19 protein-coding genes are annotated in these 22791 nt (G+C 69.3%); 9 read left to right on the top strand and 10 right to left on the bottom strand.

Annotation, left to right across the window (positions count from 1 at the left end; all coding sequences use genetic code 11):
- Positions 1-95: 95 nt before the first annotated feature.
- The 3 genes from H0X90_RS22945 to H0X90_RS22935 form a co-directional block, all read right to left on the bottom strand.
- Positions 96-1205 carry an NADH:flavin oxidoreductase/NADH oxidase gene (locus tag H0X90_RS22945; RefSeq protein ID WP_006494940.1) on the bottom strand — a complete coding sequence of 370 codons (1110 nt, stop codon included), beginning with the start codon at positions 1203-1205 and terminating at the stop codon, positions 96-98.
- Between the two features lie 141 nt (positions 1206-1346).
- Complete coding sequence (locus H0X90_RS22940) at positions 1347-2033, bottom strand: type 1 glutamine amidotransferase domain-containing protein (RefSeq protein ID WP_006481723.1); 687 nt, start codon at positions 2031-2033, stop codon at positions 1347-1349.
- A 341-nt stretch (positions 2034-2374) separates the two neighbouring features.
- The gene (locus H0X90_RS22935) at positions 2375-3403 is read right to left on the bottom strand and encodes a substrate-binding domain-containing protein (RefSeq protein ID WP_034202398.1); all 1029 of its coding nucleotides are present in this window, start codon (positions 3401-3403) and stop codon (positions 2375-2377) included.
- Positions 3404-3590: 187 nt separating this feature from the next.
- Here H0X90_RS22935 and H0X90_RS22930 point away from each other — a divergent pair, with 187 nt between their 5' ends.
- Both H0X90_RS22930 and H0X90_RS22925 read left to right on the top strand, forming a co-directional pair.
- Positions 3591-5153 (top strand): glycoside hydrolase family 68 protein, encoded by a 1563-nt coding sequence (locus H0X90_RS22930; RefSeq protein WP_006481721.1) that lies wholly within the window; start codon positions 3591-3593, stop codon positions 5151-5153.
- A gap of 201 nt (positions 5154-5354) precedes the next feature.
- Positions 5355-6992: a glycoside hydrolase family 32 protein gene (locus tag H0X90_RS22925; protein ID WP_069352253.1), complete on the top strand. Its 1638-nt coding sequence runs from the start codon at positions 5355-5357 to the stop codon at positions 6990-6992.
- A 64-nt stretch (positions 6993-7056) separates the two neighbouring features.
- Here the strand turns inward: H0X90_RS22925 and H0X90_RS22920 are convergent, their stop codons facing one another.
- Both H0X90_RS22920 and H0X90_RS22915 read right to left on the bottom strand, forming a co-directional pair.
- Positions 7057-7806 carry an SDR family oxidoreductase gene (locus H0X90_RS22920; RefSeq protein ID WP_006481722.1) on the bottom strand — a complete coding sequence of 250 codons (750 nt, stop codon included), beginning with the start codon at positions 7804-7806 and terminating at the stop codon, positions 7057-7059.
- Between the two features lie 122 nt (positions 7807-7928).
- The gene (locus H0X90_RS22915) at positions 7929-8843 is read right to left on the bottom strand and encodes a LysR family transcriptional regulator (protein WP_034202401.1); all 915 of its coding nucleotides are present in this window, start codon (positions 8841-8843) and stop codon (positions 7929-7931) included.
- A gap of 165 nt (positions 8844-9008) precedes the next feature.
- On the opposite strand from H0X90_RS22915, the gene H0X90_RS22910 reads away from it, so the two are divergent.
- From H0X90_RS22910 to H0X90_RS22900, 3 genes are all read left to right on the top strand, one after another.
- Positions 9009-10493: a PLP-dependent aminotransferase family protein gene (locus H0X90_RS22910; RefSeq protein ID WP_006485811.1), complete on the top strand. Its 1485-nt coding sequence runs from the start codon at positions 9009-9011 to the stop codon at positions 10491-10493.
- 96 nt (positions 10494-10589) lie between these two features.
- On the top strand, positions 10590-11027 hold the full coding sequence (locus H0X90_RS22905) for a carboxymuconolactone decarboxylase family protein (protein WP_006479143.1): 438 nt from the start codon (positions 10590-10592) through the stop codon (positions 11025-11027).
- A gap of 10 nt (positions 11028-11037) precedes the next feature.
- Positions 11038-11457 carry a cupin domain-containing protein gene (locus tag H0X90_RS22900; RefSeq protein WP_048985543.1) on the top strand — a complete coding sequence of 140 codons (420 nt, stop codon included), beginning with the start codon at positions 11038-11040 and terminating at the stop codon, positions 11455-11457.
- 109 nt (positions 11458-11566) lie between these two features.
- Here the strand turns inward: H0X90_RS22900 and H0X90_RS22895 are convergent, their stop codons facing one another.
- Both H0X90_RS22895 and H0X90_RS22890 read right to left on the bottom strand, forming a co-directional pair.
- Positions 11567-12766 (bottom strand): porin, encoded by a 1200-nt coding sequence (locus tag H0X90_RS22895; RefSeq protein WP_006494947.1) that lies wholly within the window; start codon positions 12764-12766, stop codon positions 11567-11569.
- Between the two features lie 479 nt (positions 12767-13245).
- Positions 13246-14313: a phytoene/squalene synthase family protein gene (locus tag H0X90_RS22890; protein WP_006494948.1), complete on the bottom strand. Its 1068-nt coding sequence runs from the start codon at positions 14311-14313 to the stop codon at positions 13246-13248.
- Between the two features lie 370 nt (positions 14314-14683).
- On the opposite strand from H0X90_RS22890, the gene H0X90_RS22885 reads away from it, so the two are divergent.
- Positions 14684-15829 carry a glycerophosphodiester phosphodiesterase gene (locus H0X90_RS22885; RefSeq protein WP_006494949.1) on the top strand — a complete coding sequence of 382 codons (1146 nt, stop codon included), beginning with the start codon at positions 14684-14686 and terminating at the stop codon, positions 15827-15829.
- A gap of 70 nt (positions 15830-15899) precedes the next feature.
- Here the strand turns inward: H0X90_RS22885 and H0X90_RS22880 are convergent, their stop codons facing one another.
- A complete protein-coding gene (locus tag H0X90_RS22880; protein ID WP_077189156.1) occupies positions 15900-17525 on the bottom strand; it encodes a rhodanese-related sulfurtransferase in 1626 nt (541 codons plus the stop codon).
- Positions 17526-17630: 105 nt separating this feature from the next.
- Positions 17631-18197: a cysteine dioxygenase gene (locus H0X90_RS22875; RefSeq protein ID WP_077189157.1), complete on the bottom strand. Its 567-nt coding sequence runs from the start codon at positions 18195-18197 to the stop codon at positions 17631-17633.
- Between the two features lie 17 nt (positions 18198-18214).
- Here H0X90_RS22875 and H0X90_RS22870 point away from each other — a divergent pair, with 17 nt between their 5' ends.
- Complete coding sequence (locus H0X90_RS22870; RefSeq protein WP_006482083.1) at positions 18215-19189, top strand: LysR family transcriptional regulator; 975 nt, start codon at positions 18215-18217, stop codon at positions 19187-19189.
- 61 nt (positions 19190-19250) lie between these two features.
- On the opposite strand, the gene H0X90_RS22865 is transcribed toward H0X90_RS22870, so the two are convergent.
- Positions 19251-20615 carry an acyl-CoA dehydrogenase family protein gene (locus H0X90_RS22865; protein ID WP_077189158.1) on the bottom strand — a complete coding sequence of 455 codons (1365 nt, stop codon included), beginning with the start codon at positions 20613-20615 and terminating at the stop codon, positions 19251-19253.
- 226 nt (positions 20616-20841) lie between these two features.
- On the opposite strand from H0X90_RS22865, the gene H0X90_RS22860 reads away from it, so the two are divergent.
- Together H0X90_RS22860 and H0X90_RS22855 are read left to right on the top strand one after the other, a co-directional pair.
- Positions 20842-21927 (top strand): LLM class flavin-dependent oxidoreductase, encoded by a 1086-nt coding sequence (locus H0X90_RS22860; RefSeq protein WP_077189159.1) that lies wholly within the window; start codon positions 20842-20844, stop codon positions 21925-21927.
- 23 nt (positions 21928-21950) lie between these two features.
- Positions 21951-22790 (top strand): class II aldolase/adducin family protein, encoded by an 840-nt coding sequence (locus H0X90_RS22855; RefSeq protein WP_006482666.1) that lies wholly within the window; start codon positions 21951-21953, stop codon positions 22788-22790.
- The last annotated feature ends 1 nt before the right edge of the window (position 22791 follow it).

Genomic DNA, 22791 nt, shown 5'->3' with positions numbered 1-22791 from the left:
TCGGCCTGGACGAACCGCCATTCTATCCATCGGCGCCCGACCGGCGCCGCGCGCGATGCGCGGAGCGCCGCGGCGCGGCGTCGACATGCCCTCGCTTACGCCACCTTGTCCGCGACCCGGTAGCGTTCGAGCCAGTGCGCGTACGGCGCGGGCAGCGTCCACGACGGACGCTCGACGCCGAGCTGCTTGGCCGCGTAGTACGGCCAGTGCGGATCGGCCAGGTGCGCGCGGCCGACCATCACGAGATCGAGTTGCTGTTCCGCCACCACGCGGTTCGCCAGTTGCGGCGTGTCGATCCCCCACGCGGACGACACCGGCAGCCCGGCCTCGCGGCGCACGCGCTCGGCGATCGGCGCGAGGAACGCCGGGCCCCACGGAATCTGCGCGGTGGGCGTCGAGAAGCCGACCGACACGCTCAGCATGTCGAGCCCTTCCCGCTTCATCCGCTGCGTGAGCGCGATCGACTCGGCGAGCGTCTCTTCGTCGCGGCCGTCGTATTCGATCACGCCGAGGCGCGCGGTCAGCGGCAGATGCTCGGGCCAGACCTTGCGAACGGCGGCCAGCGTGTCGACGAGGAAACGGCCGCGGTTTTCGGCCGAACCGCCGTATTCGTCGGTGCGCTGGTTCGAATGCACCGAGAAGAAGCTCTGGCCGAGATAGCCGTGCGCGAAGTGCAGTTCCAGCCATTCGAAACCGAGGTCGCGTGCGCGCTGCGCCGACGCGACGAAGTCGGCCTGCACGCGGGCGATGTCGTCGTGCGTCATTTCACGCGGCACCTTCGGCAGATGCGCGCCGAACGGCACGGCCGACGGCGCGATGGTCTGCCAACCGCGCGGATCGCCGTCGGCGATATGGTCGTCGCCTTCCCACGGGCGGTTCGCGCTCGCCTTGCGGCCCGCGTGCGCGATCTGGATGCCCGGCACCGCGCCGGCCGCCTTGATCGCCGCGACCGACGGCGCGAACGCCTCGGCCTGCGCGTCGTTCCACAACCCGGCGCAGCCCGGCGTGATGCGGCCTTCCGGCGACACGGCGGTCGCCTCCGCGATCACGAGGCCCGCGCCGCCGCGCGCGATGCCGGCCAGATGCACGTGATGCCAGTCGTTGACGACGCCGTCTTCGGCGACGTACTGGCACATCGGCGGCACCGCGATGCGGTTGCGCAGCGTGACATCCTTGAGTTTGAACGGTTCGAACAGGGCAGACATCCACGACTCCTTTGCTTGGTTCTGCAAAACGGCTGGGAATGCGCCGCGCGGTGCGCACGACGCAACGATGCGGGCCGTCGGCGGGCCGGCAGCGCCCGGCGACGGCAAGGACGCGGCGCCGGCCCGGCCGGCGCCATGCGGTTAGCGATGGCCGAGCTTCGCGAGCAGCGCCTCGGCCGCGGGCGCCGACGATGCGGGGTTCTGCCCGGTGATCAGCAGCCCGTCGGTGACGACATGCGGCGCCCAGTCGGCGCTGCGCTCGAATTCGGCGCCGTTGGTTTTCAGCATGTCCTCGACGAGAAACGGCACGACTTCGGTCAGCTCGACGGCCGCCTCCTCGCTGTTGGTGAATCCCGTTGCGCGCTTGCCGCGCACGACCGATTCGCCGGTCTGCGGGTTCTTCACGTGGCGCAGCACGCCCGGCGCGTGGCAGACCGCCGCGACCGGCTTGCCGGCCGCGAGCGCGCGCTCGATCAGGCCGATCGAATGCAGATCCTCGGCGAGATCCCACAGCGGGCCATGGCCGCCCGGGTAGAACAGCGCGTCGTAGTCGTCCGCCGATACCTCGGCCAGCTTGCGCGTCGACGCGAGTTCGGCCTTGGCCGCCGCATCGGCGTCGAAGCGGCGCGTCGCGTCGGTCTGCGCGGTCGGATCGCTGCTTTTCGGGTCGAGCGGCGGCTGGCCGCCCTTCGGCGACGCCAGCGTCAACTCGACGCCCGCGTCCTTGAACGTGTAGTACGGCGCGGCCAGTTCCTCGAGCCAGAAGCCGGTCTTCTTGCCGGTGTCGCCGAGCGTGTCGTGCGAGGTCAGGACAACCAGGATCTTCATGATCGGACACTCCTTCGAAAATGAACGGGGGAACGGGGCCGCACGTCGGCGCGCCACGCCTGTCGGTTAGTCCGCCGGCGCGCGGCAACGTGCGATTCATTCATCCGCATGCGATATACGCCTATTAGACCAGTCGTCTAGAAACGGCCGAAATAAAACGACGGCGTCCCCTGCTTGAGCCCGCCGGAGACGTCGCCGCACGCTTGAGGACGGATGATAGCGCCGGATTAGACCGGTCGTCTAGAAGAATGCGCGTTCGCCCCTGCCGTCGTTATGGCCTTTGCGACCGGGGCGCAGTCCGGTCGCGCCCCGCCGTTGCCTCGCCGCCGTCGCCGGGCGGGCTACCCGCGCGCCGGTCCGTCCGTGTCGCCCGCCTCGATGGCCGGCGCCTCGAGCCGGTGGTCGTGCACACCGTCGTCCAGCAGCCGCAGCATCAGTTCCGCGAGCGCGCGCCCCGATGCATGCCCGGTCGGCTGCACGACCGCCGTGACGCGATACGGATGCGCGAGATCGGGCGGCACGCCGTCGTAGACGATCAGCGACATGTCCGCGCCCAGGCGCAGTCCGCCGTCGACCAGCGCGCGAAACGCGCCGCCGCCCGCGATGTTGTTGTCGACCAGCAGCGCCGTCGGCGGCTCGGCCCGCGCGAGCAACGCCCGCGCCGCCTGCAGCCCGCCGTCGTGCGTGAACGCGCACTCGACGAGCAGCGCCGGATCCGCGTCGATCCCGGCTTCGCGCAAGGCCGACAGATAACCGGCGCGCCGCTGCGCGGCGAAATTCAGCGCCAGCGGCGCGCTGATCATCGCGATGCGCCGATGCCCGAAGCCGATCAGCCGGCGCACCGCGTCGCGCGCGCCCGCCTCGTTGTCGAAGTCGAACCACGCATACGGGCCGGCCGTCTGCGTGCGGCCGTAAGCGACATACGGAAACGCGCTCCCTTGCAGGTACGCGATACGCGGATCGTCGACCCGCGTGCGCGCGACGATCAGCCCGTCGACGAGCTTGCCGTCGACGATCCGCCGGTACGTGTCCAGCTCCGCGTTCGGCCGCGCGGACGCGATGATGAAATCGAGATTGCGCTCGGCGAGCCGCTCGGTGATGCCCGCGACGACTTCGCCGAACCGCGGATCGCCGAGATCGCCCGCGCCGAACGGATAGACGATCCCGATCATGTCGGCCCGCCCGGTCGCGAGCCGGCGCGCGGTCGGATCGGCCACGTAGCCCATTTCCCGCGCGGCCTTCGCCACGCGCTCGCGCGTCGCCTCGCTGACGTCGTCGTAACCGTTCAACGCGCGGCTGACCGTCGTCCGCGACAGACCGAGCGCGTCCGACAGCGCCTTCAGATTCACCTTCACCGTCATTCCTCGCATGCGTCGATCCGCCCGGCTGCCCGAAGCCCGGGACGCGCCGACCGGGTAATTATTTCCAATTGGTAACGATTACCGTCAAATAAATATCTTTTGCGTTCCAAACCGGTTTGAAATAGCATCCAAACCGGTTTGGACATCGATGCCCACTCAGCCGTTCACTTTCACCTTCCCAGGAAACGACGACGAGATGACATACTTTCCCCTTTTCCGTCCGGTCGCGGCCAAACGTCTGCTGCTCGCTGGCGGCGCACTCGCCGCCCTCGCGTCCGTCGCGCACGCGCAGTCCGGCGGCACGGGCGCGCCCGTGCCCACGCCCCATACCCAGCAAGCCTACGATCCCGAGGGCAACTTCACGATGCGCTGGACGCGGGCGGACATCCGCCAGATCGTCGCGCAATCGCACACTGCCGGCGCCGACAGGAACTCGCTGCCGCAGGCGCTGACGATGCCGGACATCCCGCAGGATTTCCCGCTGATCAACTCCAACGTGTGGGTGTGGGACACGTGGCCGCTGGCCGACCTGCAAGCGAACCAGCTCAGCTACAAGGGCTGGGAGGTGATCTTCTCGCTCACCGCCGATCCGCACGCGGGCTACACGTTCGACGACCGTCACGTCCACGCCCGCATCGGCTTCTTCTATCGCCGCGCCGGCATCCCCGCGTCGCAGCGCCCCGCGAACGGCGGCTGGACCTGGGGCGGCCATCTGTTCCCGGACGGCGCGAGCGCCCGGGTGTTCGGCACCGCGCCGATGACCAACAACGCCGAATGGTCGGGTTCCGCGCGCCTTACGAACGGCAGCAACGTCAGCCTCTACTACACCGCGACGTCGTTCAACCGCTCGGCGCCCGGCGGCGCCGACATCACGCCGCCGCAGGCGATCATCACGCGCGCCGACGGCCACATCCACGCCGACGACAAGCACGTGTGGTTCACCGGCTTCGACGATCACAAGGCGCTGCTGGAACCGGACGGCAACTACTACCAGACCGGCCAGCAGAACACCTACTTCTCGTTCCGCGATCCGTTCGTGTTCACCGACCCCGCGCATCCGGGCAAGACCTACATGGTGTTCGAAGGCAACACCGGCGGCCCGCGCGGCGCACGCACCTGCACCGATGCCGATCTCGGCTACGCGCCGAACGATCCGAACCGTGAAGATCTCAACGCGGTGATGAATTCGGGCGCAGTGTATCAAAAGGCCAATGTCGGCCTCGCGGTCGCGACCAACCCGCAGTTGACCGAATGGAAGTTCCTGCCGCCGATCCTGTCGGCGAACTGCGTCGACGACCAGACCGAGCGTCCGCAGATCTATCTGAAGGACGGCAAGTACTACCTGTTCACGATCAGCCACCGCACGACGATGGCGGCCGGCGTCGACGGCCCGGACGGCGTGTACGGCTTCGTCGGCAACGGCATCCGCAGCGACTTCCTGCCGCTGAACGGCGGCAGCGGCCTCGTGCTCGGCAACCCGACCGACTTCTCCGCGCCGGCCGGCGCACCGTATGCGCAGGACCCGAACCAGAATCCGCGCGAATTCCAGTCGTATTCGCACTACGTGATGCCGGGCGGGCTCGTCGAGTCGTTCATCGATGCGATCGGCCCGCGCCGCGGCGGCACGCTCGCGCCGACGGTGAAGGTGAACATCAACGGCACGTCGACGGCGGTCGACCGCGCGTATGGGCGCGCCGGCCTCGGCGGCTACGGCGACATCCCGGCGAACCTGCCGGCGACGGGGGCCGGTCACAACTGACGGCAACGGCCAGCGTAATCAGGCCAGACCACGATAACGATCGCCAATCAAGGCACGAGGTTCGGGAGGCGCGTATCGCGCGTGTCGCGTGTGCGCCTCCTCTTTTTCTTCCGCCGTTTCTTTTGACCTTTGCGCATGTCGTCGGTACAGGCGGCAGATGCGCTCCTTACCCGCTTCGCCCGACGAAGCGCCCGGCCCCGCATGAAATCGACGTCTTTCCGCTGTTCCGTCCGGCTCGTTCGCCTGCTGTTCGCCTGCCTGGCCTGCACGCAGGTCGTCGCCGCCCCGTGCCACGCGCCGCCCGAAACCGGCACGCCGCAATGGCGGCCCGCCCTCCACTACACGCCGCAGCGCAACTGGATGAACGATCCGAACGGGCTCGTCTACGAGAACGGCCGCTATCACCTGTTCTATCAGTACAACCCGCTCGGCAACGACTGGGGCAACATGTCGTGGGGGCACGCGACCAGCACCGATCTCGTCCACTGGCGCGAGCAGCCGGTCGCGATGCGCGCGAGCGCCACCGAGGAAATCTTCTCGGGCTCGATCGTCGCCGACACCCTGAACACGTCCGGCCTCGGCACGCCGGGTCACACGCCGCTCGTCGCGCTTTACACGAGCGTCTACAAGCCCGGCTCGGGTCACGCGCCCGGCATCCAGGCGCAGTCGCTCGCGTACAGCCTCGATCAGGGCACGACCTGGCAGCCGTATGCGCACAACCCGGTGCTGACGCTCGATCCCGAATCGAAGGAATTTCGTGACCCGAAAGTGTCGTGGTATGCGGCGGGCGGCTACTGGCTGATGACGACGGTCGTCGCCGATGCGCAGGTCGTGAAGCTCTATCGTTCCGACGACCTGATCCACTGGTCGTTCCTGAGCGACTTCACGCTGCCGGACGTGCCGCATGCGGGCGCGCTGTGGGAAATGCCGGACCTCATACCGCTGCCGCTCGACGGCGATCCGAAGCGAATCAAGTGGGTGATGATCGTCAACGTGAATCCGTGGTCGATCGCGGGCGGTTCCGGCGCCATGTATTTCGTCGGCGATTTCGACGGCCGCACGTTTACGCCCGACCGCGTCGCGCCGGCGGGCTCCGATCCCGCGCAATTCCGCTGGGTCGACCATGGCGCCGACTTCTATGCGGCCGGCACGTTCTCCGGCGCACCGGGCGCCCGGCCGGTCGCGATCGCATGGATGAGCAACTGGGATTACGCGGCCAAGGTACCGACCACGCCGTGGCGTGGCGCGACCACGCTGCCGCGCGAACTGTCGCTGAAGGCGATCGACGGCGAGCCGACCCTCATCGTCGCGCCCGCCGCCGCGTTCGACGCATGGGCCGACGGCCGGCCGGCCGTGCATGAAGGCGACCTGACGGTCGACTCGGCTACCCGACCGCTGTCGGCCGCCACACGCGGCGGCGTCCAGCGCATCACGGTGACGATCTCGCCGCAGCGTGCCGCACGCGCGGGCCTGATCGTGCGGCGCTCGGCCGATGGTTCGATCGGCACCCGGATCGTGTACGACACCGCGAAGCGCACGCTGACGCTCGACCGTGCGCGATCCGGCGAAGCGAATTTCGCCGGCACGTTCAGCCGCGAGCACATCGTCGATCTGCCGCTCGAACGCGGGCAACTGCGGCTCGAGATCGTCGTCGATCGCGGGTCGGTCGAAGTATTCGCGAACGGCGGCCGCGTCGCACTGACGGACCTGATCTTTCCGCCGCGCGATGCGGATCGCGTGGCCGTGTTCGCCGAGCAAGGCCGCGCGACGTTCGCGGGGTTGACGGTGACGCAGTTGCAAACCGGCGACGACACGCGCGGCGCCTGCACTGCCCGATAGCCACGGGTGCGGGGCCGATCGCCCGGCATCGCAACGCCGGTGACGGCCCCGCCCGTGTCGCCCGTCAGAGCAACCCCATCCCGCCCGACGCGATGATCTCCGCGCCGACGATGAACGCGGATTCCGGCGCGCTCAGGTGCAGCACCGTCGACGCGATTTCGTCCGGCGTGCCGAACCGGCCGATCGGCACGAGGCCCTTGATCTTGTCGGCCGTCGCGTCGAGCGTCGCCGCATCGAGGCCGAGCTTGCCGTACAGCGGCGTCTGCACGGGCCCCGGGCTCACCACGTTCACGCGCACGCCGTGCGGCAGCAGTTCCGTCGACAGCGTCTTCGCGAACGAATTGACGGCCGCCTTGCTCGCCGCGTACACCGATGAGCCGGGCATCCCGATATGCGCGTTGATCGAGCCGTTGATCACGATCGATGCGCCGCGATTCAGCAGCGGCACGAGCGACTGGATCTGGAAATACGCGCCCTTCACGTTGGTGTTGAACACGAGATCCCACATCGCTTCGTCGCTGTCGGCGAACGGCGCGAGTTTCGCGACGCCCGCGTTGACGAATACGGCGTCGAGCCGCACGCCGGCGGCGGCGAGCGCGTCGGCCAGCGCGCGCGCCGACGCGACGCTGCCGGCTTCGTTGCGAATCGCGAGCGCGCCTTCGCCGAGCGTTTGACGGGCGGCTTCCAGCGTTTCGGCGTCGCGCCCGGTGATGACGACCCGCGCGCCTTCGGCCGCGAATCCCTTGGCGGCCGCCAGGCCGATGCCGCTGTTGCCGCCCGTGACGAGGACCGTCTTTCCTTCGAAGCGTTGCATGATGTTCTCCTGTGAACCGGTGAGTTGACCGTGAACACAGGATGCGCGCGGCGCGCGGCGTTGCCGTACGACGGGCGCGACGGACATGTTCGAAAACGTCGAACATGTTGGCCCGAGCGTGCTCAGCCGACCACGTCGATCCCGTCGAGCAGCCGCTGCGCGAGTCGCGGCTCGCGCAGTTGCTCCAGCCACCATTGCAGCGCGCGGCCATCGCGGTCGCCGTGCCACGCGACGTACAGCCGGTTCGGCTCGCGCGGGTCGGCCGTCGGCTTCTCGACCAGTTCGCCGCGCGCGAGCAGCGACGCGACGCGCCGGCGCGGCACCCAGCCGACGCCGAGCGCATCGCGCTGCGCGAGGATCTTCGCGCGCATCGACGGCACCGCGAGCACCGCCTGCCCGCCGAGCAGGCCATACGCGCGACCGGCCCGCCGCGACGAATCGGCGACGACGACCGCGCGGTGCGCGCCGATCGCATCGCGCGTCAGCACCCCGCTCGCGGCCCCCAGCGGGTGGCGCGGCGACACCGCGAACACCCAGTCCATCGCGCCGAGTTCGAACCACTTGAAGCCCGGAATCGCCGGCGGCTCGTTGGTCGCGCCGACGACCAGGTCCGCGCGGCCGTCGCGCAACGCTTCCCAGGTCCCGCCGAGCACCTCGTGCGTGAAGCGCAGCGACACGCCGGAATCGAGCGCATCGAATGCGCGGACGACCGGCAGAAGCGTATCGAACTCCAGCACCTCGTCGCTGACGATCCACAGCCGGTCCTCCCAGCCGCTCGCGACCTGCCGCACGCGCTGCGTCAGCCGGGCGACGTCGAGCGCCAGCCGCGCGGCCTCGTCGGCCAGCAATTGCCCGGCCGGCGTGAGCTGCAGCCGGTAGCCGCGCCGGTCGAACAGCAGCGCGTCGAAGCGCGTTTCGAGCTGGCGCGCCGCGTGCGACACCGTCGACGGCGCCTTGCCGAGCCGCGCGGCGGCGCGCGACAGGCTGCCGGTGGCGCGGATCGCGTCGAGCAGCGCCAGTTCGTCTTCGGACAGCATGAGGTCGCTCCACGGTGACGGTGTCGTCGATCGTAAGGCAGCGACGGGCGGCGGTCCAATCCGGCGAGGGCGACTGCGGCGGCGAGCCGTCGAACCGCCGCTAGCGCGCCGGACTTCCGGTATGCTGATCAACGCAAAATCACACGAACCGAGGTAACCACTGCGATGGACATCGCGATCCGCATCGAAGGCCGTCACGACCTGACGGGGCAAATCTTCCGGCAACTGCGCACCGCGATCGTCGACGGGCGTCTCGAAGGCGGCGCGCGGCTGCCGTCGACGCGCGACCTCGCGAAACAGCTCGGCGTGTCGCGCAAGACGACGCTCGACGCGTTCGAGCGACTGGTGGCCGAGGGCTTCCTGAATACCCGCGCCGGCGACGGCACGTTCGTCGCCGACGGCCTTGCCCGCGTGCCGCACGCCGCCGCGATGTCGGCGCCGTCGATCGTCGACGACGTGCCGCGCATCGACGCGGTCGATGCGCGCGCGCTGTGGAACGCGCTGCCCGACGCGCTCGCGATGCCCACGCCGCAAGACTCGCCCGGCTTCGACTTTCGCGGCGGCGTGACCGACAAGACGTTGTTCCCGTTCGACGCATGGCGGCGCTGCCTGCATCACGCACTGCGCCAGCAGGCGCGCGGCCCCGGCCAGTATCACGATCCGGCCGGCGACCCGCAGTTGCGCGGTGCGATCGCGCGCTACGTCGCCTTCAGCCGCGCGGTCGCCTGCAGCTGGGACGACGTGCTCGTCACGCAAGGCGCGCAACAGGCGCTCGACCTGCTCGCGCGCGTCGTCGTGCGGCCGGGCGACGTCGTCGCGGTCGAGGATCCCGGCTATCCGCCCGCGCGCGCCGCGTTCGCGTCGCTCGGCGCGACGGTGATCGGCGTGCCGGTCGACGCGCAGGGCCTCGTCACGGACCGGCTGCCCGACGACGCGCGGCTCGTCTACGTGACGCCGTCGCACCAGTTCCCGCTCGGCATGCCGATGACGCTCGAGCGCCGCGTCGCGCTGCTCGAATGGGCGCAGCGCCGCCGCGCGGTGATCATCGAGGACGACTACGACGGCGAATTCCGCTTCGAAGGCCGGCCGGTCGAATCGCTGAAGAGCCTCGACCGCACGGGCCTCGTCGCGTACGTCGGCACCTTCTCGAAGACGATCTTTCCCGAGCTGCGGATCGGCTACGCGATTCCGCCGCGCGCGCTGCGCGGCGCGCTGGCCAAGGCGAAGCAGATCGTCGACTGGCACACCTGCACGCTCACGCAGGCGGCGCTCGCCCGCTTCATGCACGAAGGCGATTTCGCGCGGCACCTGAAACGCGTGCAGAAGCACTACGACGCGCGCCGCAAGATGCTGATCGCACACTTGCGCGGCGCGCTCGCGCCGTGGTTCGACGCGATCGTGCCGACCGCCGGCATCCATCTCGCCGCGCACCTGAAGCCGGGGCTCGACGAAGCGGCGCTGGTCCGCGCGGCGCGAGCGCAGGACGTCGGCCTGTACGGGATCTCGGCGTTCCACGTGGGCGTGCCGGTGCGCCCCGGGCTGCTGTTCGGCTATGGCGGGATCGACGCGCTGCGCATCGACACCGCGCTCGCGAAGCTGGCCGCGCTGCTGGATGCCGGCATCGCGGGCGGGTCACCACTGGTTACCTGAATTTCGATGGAATTGGCTATTCAAGCAGGCCAGTGCACGTCCTAAAGTAGGTCCTGTCGCGCCACCCTGGCGCAACCCGACCGAAAAGGACCTGCCATGCAACCGCGCCTGAACTTCTATGCCGCCAGCCCGAATGCCATCAAGGTGATGCGCAATGCCGAGGAATTCCTCGCGAAAAGCTCGATCGAGAAGCCGCTCGCCGAACTCGTCCGCCTGCGCGCGTCGCAGATCAACGGCTGCGCGTTCTGCGTCGACATGCACACGACCGACGCGCGCAAGGGCGGCGAAACCGATCGCCGTCTCGCGACCGTCGTCACGTGGCGCGAAACGCCGTTCTTCACCGAGCGCGAACGCGCGGCGCTGGAATGGACCGAGGCGCTGACGCTGGTGGCCAGCAATCATGTGCCCGACGCCGTCTGGGAAGCCGTGAAGCCGCATTTCACCGACGAGGAACTGTTCGACCTGTCGATGCTGATCGCGACGATCAACTCGTGGAACCGCTTCGCGATCGCATTCCGCAAGATGCCCGAGTAAGGAGCCGACGATGATCCGCTCTCCGCGCCCTCGCGTGGCGCTGTACGCCGGGCTCGCGCTCGCCGCGGCACTGCCGGCCGGCGCCCACGCGCACGACGCCGGCGACAGCGTGCACGCGATCATGCAGCAGGCGGTGCCCGAAGCGCCGGCCAAGCGCGTCGTCGTCGCGACCGTCGACTATGCGCCCGGCCAGGCCTCCGACGCGCACAAGCATCTCGGCTCGGTGTTCGCCGTCGTGTCGAAAGGCGAAGTGCTGTCGCAGGTGAACGGCGGCCCGCTGCGCCGCTATCGCGCCGGTGAAGGCTGGTACGAGCCGCCCGGCTCGCGCCATCAGGTGTCGCGCAACGCGAGCGCGACCGAACCCGCGCAGCTCGTCGTGTTCGGGCTGACGGGCGAGCATCAGCCGCTGAAGTCGCCGATCGATCAGTGATCCGACACGACGCATCGTGCATCGGCTCGCGACGTAAACGGAAAAACCGGCCCGAAGGCCGGTTTTTTCATACCGCATGCCGTGAGCGGCGCTTGCGCGCCGCGCGACATCAGAAGCGGTGGATCATGCCGACGCCGACAGCGATCTGGTTCTGCTTCGAACCTGCCGCCACGCCGTCGCCGATTTGCGTCGTCGCTGCCTGGATGGTGCCAGCCTTGCTCAGCGTATTGCCGGACGCGTGCTGGTAAGCCTCGAGTGCGTACAGGCCCGTGCGCTTCGACAGGCTGTAGTACTGCGACAGCGTGACCTGATGGTACTTGGCCGCGCTCGTGATGCCGTTCGACTGCGTCGCCGCCGTGTACGAGTAGCCCACTGCGAAGTCCCACTGAGCCGCTGCCTTCCAGTGCAGCACGGCGCCAGCCGTGTTGAAGATCGCACTGTTGTGGAACACCGAGCCGATCCCCGGCGTGTACTTGACGTTCGTGTACGACGCCGACACGTCCCACGCCGGCGTGAACTGGTAGCCGGCCGTCACGCCGATGCGCTGCTGCGACTGCGCCGTCTGGTAACCGTTGTTGATCGCGGACACCGCCGGCTGGCCGCCGCTCGTGACCGTCGAGTTGTCGCCCCACGCGCCGCCGCCGAGCGTCGAGTTGTTGACCTTCTGGTAGCCGACCGCGATGCCTGCCGGGCCATTCAGGTACTGGACCGCCGCGCTCCACGTCGAGCCGCGATTCACGCTGCCCGGCACGCCGCCGAACGAGTACGAACCGCCGACCGTGAAGCCGTAGAACTTCGGCGACATGTAGACGAGCGAGTTGTTCGCGCGGTAGCTGGTATCCAGCGAATCGATATCGCCCGGGTGCGCGCCGTATGCGCCCGTCAGCCACGTCGTCGGGCTATACGGCGACAGCAGCGTGTAGTACGCCGTGTACTGACGGCCGGCCGTCAGCGTACCGTACGCCTGGTTCGTCATACCGACCCATGCCTGGCGGGTGAAGATACCGCCCGTCCATTGCGATGCACCGGTCGCGGAGTTCACACCCGCTTCCAACTGGAAGATCGCCTTCGTGCCGCCACCGAGATCTTCGCTGCCCTTCAGGCCGAAGCGGCTGCCCGCCCATACGCCGCTGGACATCGACACCTTCGAGTGACCGCCGGTCGTCGCGCCCGTCGACGGGGCTGCGTTGTTCTGGTATGCCAGACCGTTGTCGACGATACCGTACAGGGTCACGCTGCTCTGGGCGTGGGCGGCGGTAGCGGCTGCAAGGCCCACTGCCGTCATGGCGAAAGCGACGCGCTTTTTCATTGATTCTCCGTCCTCAAAGAATGATTTCTTTTCTGGTGTGGTTTTATGACTGACACATGTGCGAGTACATGCCGACGCGATTCTGACGGATTACCAATTGTTTCCCAATACGAGCAGTCGGTCATCGTATGATCGACGCAACGCGCGGGTTCACCAAACGGTTACATAACACCTCGAAATGCTTGTGCGGCGGGCCTTTCCGGCATTTCCCGGTGAAAACCCTAGCTTTACATTTTTACGGGTGCAACACGACCGTCCGATGTCGTCAGACGCCTTCGGCAAAAAATCATCTTACAAATGCGCGATCGAAGCTGACGCCGCGATTCACGCCGCCGCGCAGGATCGCTGACGTTCGTGACACCCACATTTCGAGACACGAAATCATGAAAACGTTTTAGTCGGCGTGCCGGAGACTGGACGGGAACGGCCCGGCGAACGCGGGCCGGAAGCGATGCCGGCGCCTGTCGCGCCGGCGCGCTTCAGTGCTGCGCTGCGGGGCGCGCGAGCCGCGCGGACACCGCATCGGCGAGCGCGGTCAGACGCGCGCGGATCGCCGTGTTCGAACCGACCAGCGCAAGCGACGCCGCCATGATCCGGTAGACGCGCTTTCTCGGCACCTTGGCCGGCTTCGCCGGGTCGAGCCACGCATCGTGGCCGGCCAGCAGTTCGAGCGTTTCGAGGCCGATCATGATCGGCCACAGGCACGCGAGCCGCAGCCGCACGAAGCGGCGCGGGATCGCGAGCGTATACAGGCAGGCGTCACGATACTGGTCGAGTGCGACGCGCAGCAGGTCGACCAGCACGCCGCGCGCACGTTCCGATGCTTCTGGCTGCATCAGGTCGGCCACGACGAGCCCGTGTGCGCGCAGCACGTCGTCGGGCAGGTAGCAGCGACCGATGCGCAAGTCCTTCGCGCAGTCGCGCAGGATGTTGGTCATCTGCAGCGCCTTGCCGAAACGGATGCCCTTCTCGCGCATGTCCGGCAGATCCCAGCCGCGCGCGGCGCGCGTGTGCGCACCCGTCATGTCGGTCCAGAACTCGCCGACGCAGCCCGCGACGAGATACGTGTAGCGGTCGAGCACGTCGCGGGTCGGCAGCGACGCGACCTGCCCCGACTGCTCGTCCGGAAACGTGCGCAGGTCGAATTCCATCCCCGCGGTGAGCGTCGCGACGACCTTGCGGATCGACGCGCGATCGGCCTCCGGTTGCGCGCGCAGCAGCGCGAGCATCGGCTCCATCGAGCCGAGCAGCACGTGCTCGTGCGAATCGGTCTGCAACCGCGTCACGTCCTCGAGCGAACGCGACAGCGCCACGCCGTCGCCGAGCCGCTCGATGTCGTCGCGCAGGTCGGTCAGCAGCGCCGCGCGGCGGTCGGGCGCGACGAGCGCCGTGTCGGCGATCGTGTCGGCCGCGCGCGCGAGCAGATACGCGAGGCCGACCGGGTCGCGCATGCCGTCGGGCAGCACGCGCAGCGTCAGGTAGAAGGAGCGGGAAACGTTCTTCAGCAGCTCGCCGAGCAGATAGGCGGGATCGGTATGGGTCGTCATGGGTCGGAAAAAATCGGCCGGCGCGGGCCCGGACGCACACGGGCGCCGGGCGCCCGCGCCGGCCCGCGAGTCGCCGCATCGTCGCGCCAGGCGGGCGTCGGCCCCGCGGCGGCGATGCAAAATTCCCGCAAGTTTAGTGCATCCGGCGCGCGGGCAGCCCGAGGCGGCCGGAATGCGGGGCGGGCAAGCCCCGGATCAACCGCCTGGCGCGTGCCTCGCCGCCGAAAAACGAACGGAAAGGTCGAAGTAATACATATGTAATCATTCGGTGCGACGATCGCGCACCGTTCGATTCCGCGTAGCCCGGCGCCCTGCCCGGCCACCGGCGCGAGCGCCCTCTTTTCCGACTCCGTTTCGAAGGTTCATCGACATGCTCCTCAAGCGCCCGACCTCCCTGCGCTACGTCCCGTTCGCCTGCGCCGCCGCGTTCCTGCTCGCCGCGTGCGGCGGCGACGACGACCTGACGCGCGATCCCACGCAGCCGATTTCCGCGAAGGTCCAGGTGGTCGGCCATCGCGGCGCGAGCGCGCTGCGCCCCGAACACACGCTGGCGTCGTACCGCAAGGCGATCGAGGACGGCGCGGACGTGATCGAGCCCGACCTCGTGTCGACCCGCGACGGTGTGCTGGTCGCGCGCCACGAGAACGAGATCTCGGGCACGACGAACGTCTCGACGCTGCCGCAGTACGCGAGCCGCAAGGCGACCAAGACGATCGACGGCGCGCAGTTGACCGGCTGGTTCACCGAGGATTTCACGCTCGCCGAGCTGAAGACGCTGCGGGCGCGCGAGCGGATTCCGCAGGTGCGCCCCGCCAACACCGCGTACAACGACCAGTTCGAGATTCCGACGTTCGACGAGATCGTCGCGCTCGCGAAGCAGATGTCCGCGCAGACCGGCCGCACGATCCACCTGTATCCGGAAACCAAGCATCCGACCTACTTCCAGTCGATCGGCCTGCCGCTCGAGGACCGCCTCGTCGACGCGCTGCTGAAGGATGCGTACACGTCGCGCACGGCGACCGTCTACATCCAGTCGTTCGAAGTCGCGAACCTGAAGGCGATCCGCAACCGGATCAAGTCGAGCCAGCCGAACTGGAAGCTCGTGCAGCTGATGGACGAAGCGCAGCAGCGCCCGTACGACTTCGTGAAGGCGAACGACACGCGCACCTACGGCGACCTGTCGACGCGCGACGGCATGCGCGAGATCGCGACCTACGCGAACGGCGTCGGGCCGTACAAGACGTCGATCATCGCGGTCGCCGCGGACGGCACGCTGCAGCAGCCGACGCCGTACGTGCGCTATGCGCACGAGGCCGGCCTCGTCGTACATCCGTACACGTTCCGTCCGGAGAACAACTTCCTGCCCGCGTCGCTGAAGGACGGCGGCACGCCGTCCACGCGCAACACGGCCGGCTCGGTGCGCGAGATCCAGGCGTACCTGCGCGCCGGCATCGACGGCTTCTTCACCGACGATCCGGCCGTCGGCCGCACGGCCGTCGATACGTTCACGCGCTGATACGAAGCGCCGATCCGCATCGTGACCGGGCGCGGCGCGCGACGCGCCGCAGCCGGTCGCCTCGCGTCGGTCAGATCACGTTGAAGTGGTGCGTGCCGTCCCGCTTCAACTGGTCGACGAGTCCGTATTCCCAGTCGAGATACGCCTGCATCGCGGCAGCCGCGTTGTCGGTGCCTTCGTACGGGCGCCGGTAGCGGTCGACGCGCAGCGACGCGAGACGGGTCTCGCCGCTCTCCAGCGGCAGCCCGGCGTCGATCCACGCGGCCGTGCCGCCGGTCAGCACGCGGATGTCGGCCGACTCCGGCAGCAGCGCGCGCGCATCGTCCGCCGCGAACCGTGCCAGCAGGCTCGATCCGCACGTGAACACGTAGCGCTTCGCGGGCGGAATCGCCGCCAGCGCGTCGCGCAGCTGGGCGCGCACCGCGAACCACGCGCCCGGAATATGACGCTTCACGTAGTTCGCGCTGGCCGTCACGTCGACGATCGCGAGCTCGCCCGGCGCGGCCTCCTTCAGCCAGCCGGCGAGCGTCGCGGGCGACACGTCGGTCGCGGGCGGCGTTGCCGGCACGTCGCGCGGCGGCTGGCCGCGCTCGGCGAATGCCGCGGTGCCGGCCGGCTCGACGACGCACACGTCCCAGCCCATCTGCGCGAGCCACGACGCGGTCATGTCCGCGCGCACGCCGTCGTCGTCGGCCAGCACGATCCGCGCGCCGCGCACGGCCGCGTGATGGTCGGTCTCCTGCACGAGCTGGCCGCCCGGCGTGCTCAGGAAGCCCGGCAGATGGCCGGCTTCGTATTCCTCCGGCGTACGCACGTCGAAGCGATACAGCGTGCGGCCCGGTTCGTCGAGCGCGGCGACGTCGGCCAGCGCGATACGCGGCACGCCGGCGCGCTCGGCCACCGCGCGGGCGGCCCGACGCGCATCGGCGCGCTGCGCCGCGTCGATCTCGTCCGGAAAGCGGCGCGCCGCGCCGCGCTCGAGCGTCTGGCCGGCCAGCGTCCAGCCGATCGTGCCGTTGCGCAGCGCGGCGACCGGATTCGGCAGCCCCGCGTTGACGAGCGACTGCGTGCCGATGATGCTGCGCGTGCGGCCCGCGCAGTTGACGATCACCTGCGTGTGCGGATTCGGCGCGAGCGCCCGCACGCGCAGCACGAGTTCCGCGCCCGGCACGCTGGTCGACGTCGGGATGTTCATCGTCTGGTATTCGTCGAAGCGCCGCGCATCGACGATCACCACATCGGCTTTCGCGTCGATCAGCGCCTGCACCTCCTGCGCGGACAGCGACGGCGTATGGCGCTCGGCCTCGACCCATTCGCCGAACGACTTGCTCGGCACGTTCACGTCGATGAACAGTTCGCCGCCCGCCGCGACCCAGCCCGCGAGGCCGCCGTCGAGCAGCCGCACGTCGGTGTAGCCGAGCCGCGCGAGCGTGGCGGCCGCGCGCGGTGCGAGATCCTCGCCGCCCGCTTCGCCGAACACGACGATCGGCGTGTCGCGGCGCGGAATCCGGGTCCACGCGTCGAGTTCGAGCTTCGACAACGGAAAGTTGGCGGCCCACAACGGATGGCCCTGCGCGTACGGATCTTCCTCGCGTACGTCGATCAGCGCGATCTCGTCACGGGCCAGCAGGCGCGCGCGTACGTCCTGGTACGACGCGACGGGAAAGCGGGAAATGGAATCGGCGGATTGCGTCACGATGTCTCTATGTTGAATACGTTGAAGTCGGTGAATGAAGCGGAACGGCTCGATCTTCGCCCTGCCGGCGCGCACCCGCAACGGGCCACGCCAGCGGGCTGTACGTCAGGCATTCGAATAGCCCGACACGAACGGCTTCACGGTCCCGTCGTCCAGGTACACCGCGCGCTCGACCTTGCCGATGTTCGCGCCGTACACGTGGATGCTGATCGATACCTGGTCGGCGAACGCGTTGGTCACGCGATGCACGTCGCCGATGCGCGGCGACACGGCCTCGACCTCGCCCGGCTGCAGCCGCACGGCGTCGCCCGCGGGCACCGGCTTGCCGGCCGCGTCGAACCGGTACGGCTGCGAGAACTCGCCGCCACGCAGCATCCCGATCAGCCCCCACACCGTGTGGTCGTGGATCGGCGTCGCCTGGCCGGGCCCCCACACGAAGCTGACGACCGAGAAGCGCTCGTCCGGATCGAGATGCAGCAGGTACTGCCGGTAGCGCTCGGGATCGGGCTGCGCGAACGCGTCGGGCAACCAGTCGTCGCGTTCGACGAGCGCGGCGAGCAGCGCGCCGCCCTCGTCGAGAATGCGCGCCTCGTTCGCGCCGGACGCGAGCAGCGCATCCAGACCCTCGACGAACTGACGCAGCGGCGTCTGTTGCAACGAAAGCGTACTCATCGGCTGTCTCCTCGAATATGATGCCGAATATGATGGATCGTCATGATGCACCCGAAAGACCATGCAGAACAAACATGAAAATTAGCGATATCGACGCTTTTGCAGCGGTCGTCCGCTGCCAGACCCTGAGCCAGGCCGCAGCCGAGCTCGGGATGACGCAGCCCGCGATCACGCGGCGCGTCCAGAATCTCGAGGAAGCGCTCGGCGTGACGCTGCTCGACCGCAACACGAAACCGCCACGCCCGACCGACATCGGCCGGCAGGTATTCGACCAGTGTCGCGCGATCCTGCGCGAGGTCGATGCGCTGCGCGAACTGACGGCCGGCGGGCAACCGCCCGCCGGCGAATTCCGCATCGGGCTCACGCAAGGGCTCGGCGAGCTGATGCTGCCGGCGCTCATCGCGGATCTCGGCGCGCAGTGGCCCGCGCTCGCGACGCAGGTCACGACCGCATGGGGCGGCCAGCTCGTCGAACGCATCGCCCGCCGCGAACTCGAGGCGGCGCTGGTCTTCCTCGCGCGCGAGATGGTGCTGCCGGCGCAGGTCGAAGGCGTTCGGTTGCTGGCCACACGGCTCGTCGCGGTCGGCCGCAAGGGCGACTGGCCGCGCCGCAGCTACCGGCTCGCCGATTGCCACGCGCGCGGCTGGGTGCTCAATCCGGACGGCTGCGGCTTTCGTGCGGGCCTGCGGCGCGCACTCGACGCGCAGGGCCTGCCGATGCCGGTCACGCTCGATGCGTACGGCCGCGACCTGCAACTGCAGAGCGTCGCGAACGGCTTCGGCCTCGGGCTGATGCCGTTGCCGCTCGTCGAAGGCAGCCCGCTGCGCGACGCGCTCGACATCGTGCCGCTCGCCGATTTCAAGCCGCAGATCGACCTGTGGCTGCTGCGCCGGCACGATGCGGCCCGCTTCGACGCGCCGCTCGCGGCCGTCGCCGCGCATGCGCGGACCGCGTTCGCGGTCGCCGAGCAGACGCACGATAAGGCTGCGTGACCACACCGGGCGGCGTCGGCAACGCGCCGCCCGAATGACCTGCGGGGCCACCCGACCCCGTTCACGCATCGCGTCGGCCGCGTTCGATCCCGTCGCGTGACGTTCCGCCCGCCGCCGCGTTCGTTGCGCCGGGCGTCGCCGCGTCGAGCGCCGCGCGCCCCGCCGCCACCGCGATCGCATCGTCCTGCGGCGTATGCACGCGGCTGCACAGCACGTCGCGATAGTGGCGTTCGAGCGGATTGCCGCGGCTCAACCCGTGATTGCCCGACAGCTTCAGCGCCTGCTCGACCGTGCGGATCGCCTGCTCGGTCACGGTGCGCTTGACGAGACCGCTGGTCGTCACCGACGGCGCATTGCCGGCGTCGGTGCGCGCGATGTGATCGTCGAGCAGCACCCGGTTCGTGTGCAGCCAGCCCTCGATTTCGCCGACCGCTTCCTGCACGCGCGGCAGCGTCGCGAGCGGCGCGCCAAGCCCGCTCGGCGCACGCGTCGTCGCGAATTCGACCAGCCAGTCGCGCGACGCACGCGCCACCGCGTCGTACAGGCTGCCGAGCAGCGCGACCATCCACGCCTGCTGATCGGCCTGCGCGTCGGCATCCGCGTGCGTGGCAGCCGACACGACCCATGCGTCCGGCGCACGCACGTCGACCGCATGATCGGCCGGCAGCGGCACGTCGTCGAACACGACTTCATGGCTGCCCGACGCGCGCAGGCCGAGGTGATTCCAGCTTTCGATCACGCGGATGCGATCGCCGTCGGTGTCAGGGTCGCGCGGCACGAGAAACACGCCGACGCGCGGCGTCGGCTCGTCGGTGCGCGCCCATACGGCCAGCCAGCGCAGCGCCGGAATGCCGGTGCTGTACAGCTTGTGGCCCGAGAGCCGCCAGCCGTCGCCATCGCGGCGCGCGATGGTCGCCGGCAGCCCGCCGCGCGACGGCGAACCGAGCGCCGGCTCCACGCGCAGCGCATTGATCAGCGCACCGTGCGCGACCGCGCTGTCGAACACCGCGCGCCGCACCTGCGCCGGCCAGCGGTTGTCGGCGCGGCCGAGCGCGCGATGCTGCAGGTACGTCATCGTCAGCACCAGCGCGGTGGCGGGATCGGCCCGCGCGACGGCAGCGACGATCCGGCTCGCCTGCGCCAGCGTCGCCCCGGCGCCGCCGTGCTCGCGCGGCACGACCTGCGCGATCAGCCCGGCACGATGCAGCCGCGCGAGGTTCTCGTGCGGAAACCGGCCGTCGACGTCGTTGCGGGCCGCATCGGCGGCGAGTTCGGGGGCGAGGTGTTCGAGCCGCGCGGCGAGGCGCGCGTCGTTCGTCCCGTCGGCGTCTGCGTCCGCAACGTCGGCGGTGCCGGCGGCATCGGCAGGCAGAAGGCGCAGCGCAGGTTGCGGTGGCGGCGAGGAAGCGGCAAGGCTGGCGGACATCGAAACGGATTCCCTGGGTAGTTCGGACACGGCGACGAGAACGGCGCCAACGCGCGCCCGATCATTCGCGAGCCCACAGCGTATGCGCAACGCATGCGGCCCCAAACCATGCAAATCTGATATTCAAATCGGGATTGATTATTTCCATTCCGCATGATCCCGGCGTTAACCTGCGCTCCATTCCTGCCCGGCCGTGCGCCGGGACGTCCCTGCACCGGAGACCCAGATGAGCGTCGAATTCATCGGCATGATCCAGAGCCAGAAGCAGTCGGAAATCCACCCGGCGTCCGGCCCCGTGGTCGATCCCGACTATGTGCGCGACTTTGCCCGCGCCCACGAAACAGCCGGCTTCGACCGGATCCTCGTGCCGCATCACTCGACCGGCCCGTCGGCGACGCTGACGATCGCGTTCGCGGCGGCCGCGACCGAGCGCATCCACTTCATGCTCGCGCATCGCCCGGGCTTCACCGCGCCGACGCTCGCCGCGCGGCAGATCGCGACGCTCGACCAGTTCAGCCGCGGCCGGCTCGCCGTGCACTTCATCTCCGGCGGCTCGGACAGCGAACAGCAGCGCGACGGCGATTTCCTCGATCACGACGCACGCTATGCGCGCACCGACGAATACCTCGGCATCCTGCGGCGGATCTGGACGGACACGCACCCGTTCGATCACGACGGCGCGCACTACCGGTTCAAGCAGGGCTTTTCGGAAGTGAAGCCGTTCCAGCAGCCGCATGTGCCGATCTACTTCGGCGGCGCGTCGGAAGCCGCGCTCGCGGTGGCCGGCAAGCACGCGGACGTCTATGCGCTGTGGGGCGAGTCGCTCGACCAGGTGCGCGACCTGACGACCCGCGTGCGCGCCGAAGCCGCGAAGCACGGCCGCCAGGTGCGCTTCTCCGTGTCGTTCCGCCCGATCCTCGCGGCGACCGAGGACGAAGCGTGGGCGCGCGCGCACCGCATCCTCGACGAAACGCGCCGGCTGCGCGAAGCGGCGGGACTCGGCGCCGGCGGCCCGCAGCAGAGCGAAGGCGCGCGCCGCCTGCTCGCCGCGGCCGAGCGCGGCTCGCGCGTCGACAAGCGGCTGTGGACCGAGATCGCGAAGCTCACCGGCGCGCGCTCGAATTCGACGGCGCTCGTCGGCACGCCCGAACAGGTCGCCGACGCGCTGCTCGACTACTACGACCTCGGCGTGACGACCTTCCTGATCCGCGGTTTCGACCCGCTGGAAGACGCGATCGACTACGGCCGCGAACTGATTCCGCGCGTGCGCAACGCCGTCGCCGAACGCGACGCGGCACGCCGCGCCGCCTGAGCCCAACGGAGCCCTACGCGATCATGTCCGCCGTCCTTTCGCCCCCCAACCGTACCGCATCGGGCCTCGTGCTCGCCGACACCCCGCGCCAGCACTTCTGGTTCGATCCGCCCGCGCCGCGCATCGACGTGGCCGCCGAGCGCCGCCACCGGCAGGAGCGGCTCGCAGCCGCGTTCCGGCTGTTCGCGCGCTTCGGTTTCGCGTCGGGCCTCGCCGGCCACATCACCGCGCGCGATCCGGAGCTGCCCGACCATTTCTGGGTGAACCCGCTCGGCGTGCATTTCTCGCAGATCAAGGTGTCCGACCTGCTGCTCGTCAACGCACGCGGCGAAACCGCGATCGGCCAGCGGCCGCTGAACAAGGCCGCGTTCGCGATCCATGCGGCGATCCACGAAGCCCATCCGCACGTGGTCGCCGCCGCGCACACGCATTCGACCTACGGCAAGGCCTGGTCGACGCTCGGCCGCCCGCTCGATCCGCTCACGCAGGACGCGTGCGTGTTCTACGAGGATCACGCGCTGTTCGACGATTTCACGGGGATGGTCGTCGACACCAGCGAAGGCGCGCGGATCGCCGAGGCGCTCGCGAAGCCGGACGGCACCACGCACAAGGGCGTGATCCTGAAGAACCACGGCATCCTGACGGCCGGCCCGACGGTCGAGGCCGCCGCGTGGTGGTACATCGCGCTCGACAACGCCGCGCACACGCAGTTGCTGGCCGAAGCGGCCGGCACGCCGCAGCCGATCGATCACGCGACCGCGCGCCATACGCACGGCCAGATCGGCGGCCCCGACGGTGCGCTGCATGCGTTCGACAGCCTGTTCGCGCGCGTCGTCGCCGACGAACCCGACCTGCTCGACTGAG

This window comes from Burkholderia sp. 9775_39 (assembly GCF_015712225.1).
Classification (GTDB): domain Bacteria; phylum Pseudomonadota; class Gammaproteobacteria; order Burkholderiales; family Burkholderiaceae; genus Burkholderia; species Burkholderia cenocepacia.
The sequence above is the reverse complement of the archived record's forward strand: the minus strand, read 5'-3'. Positions and strand labels throughout refer to the sequence as shown.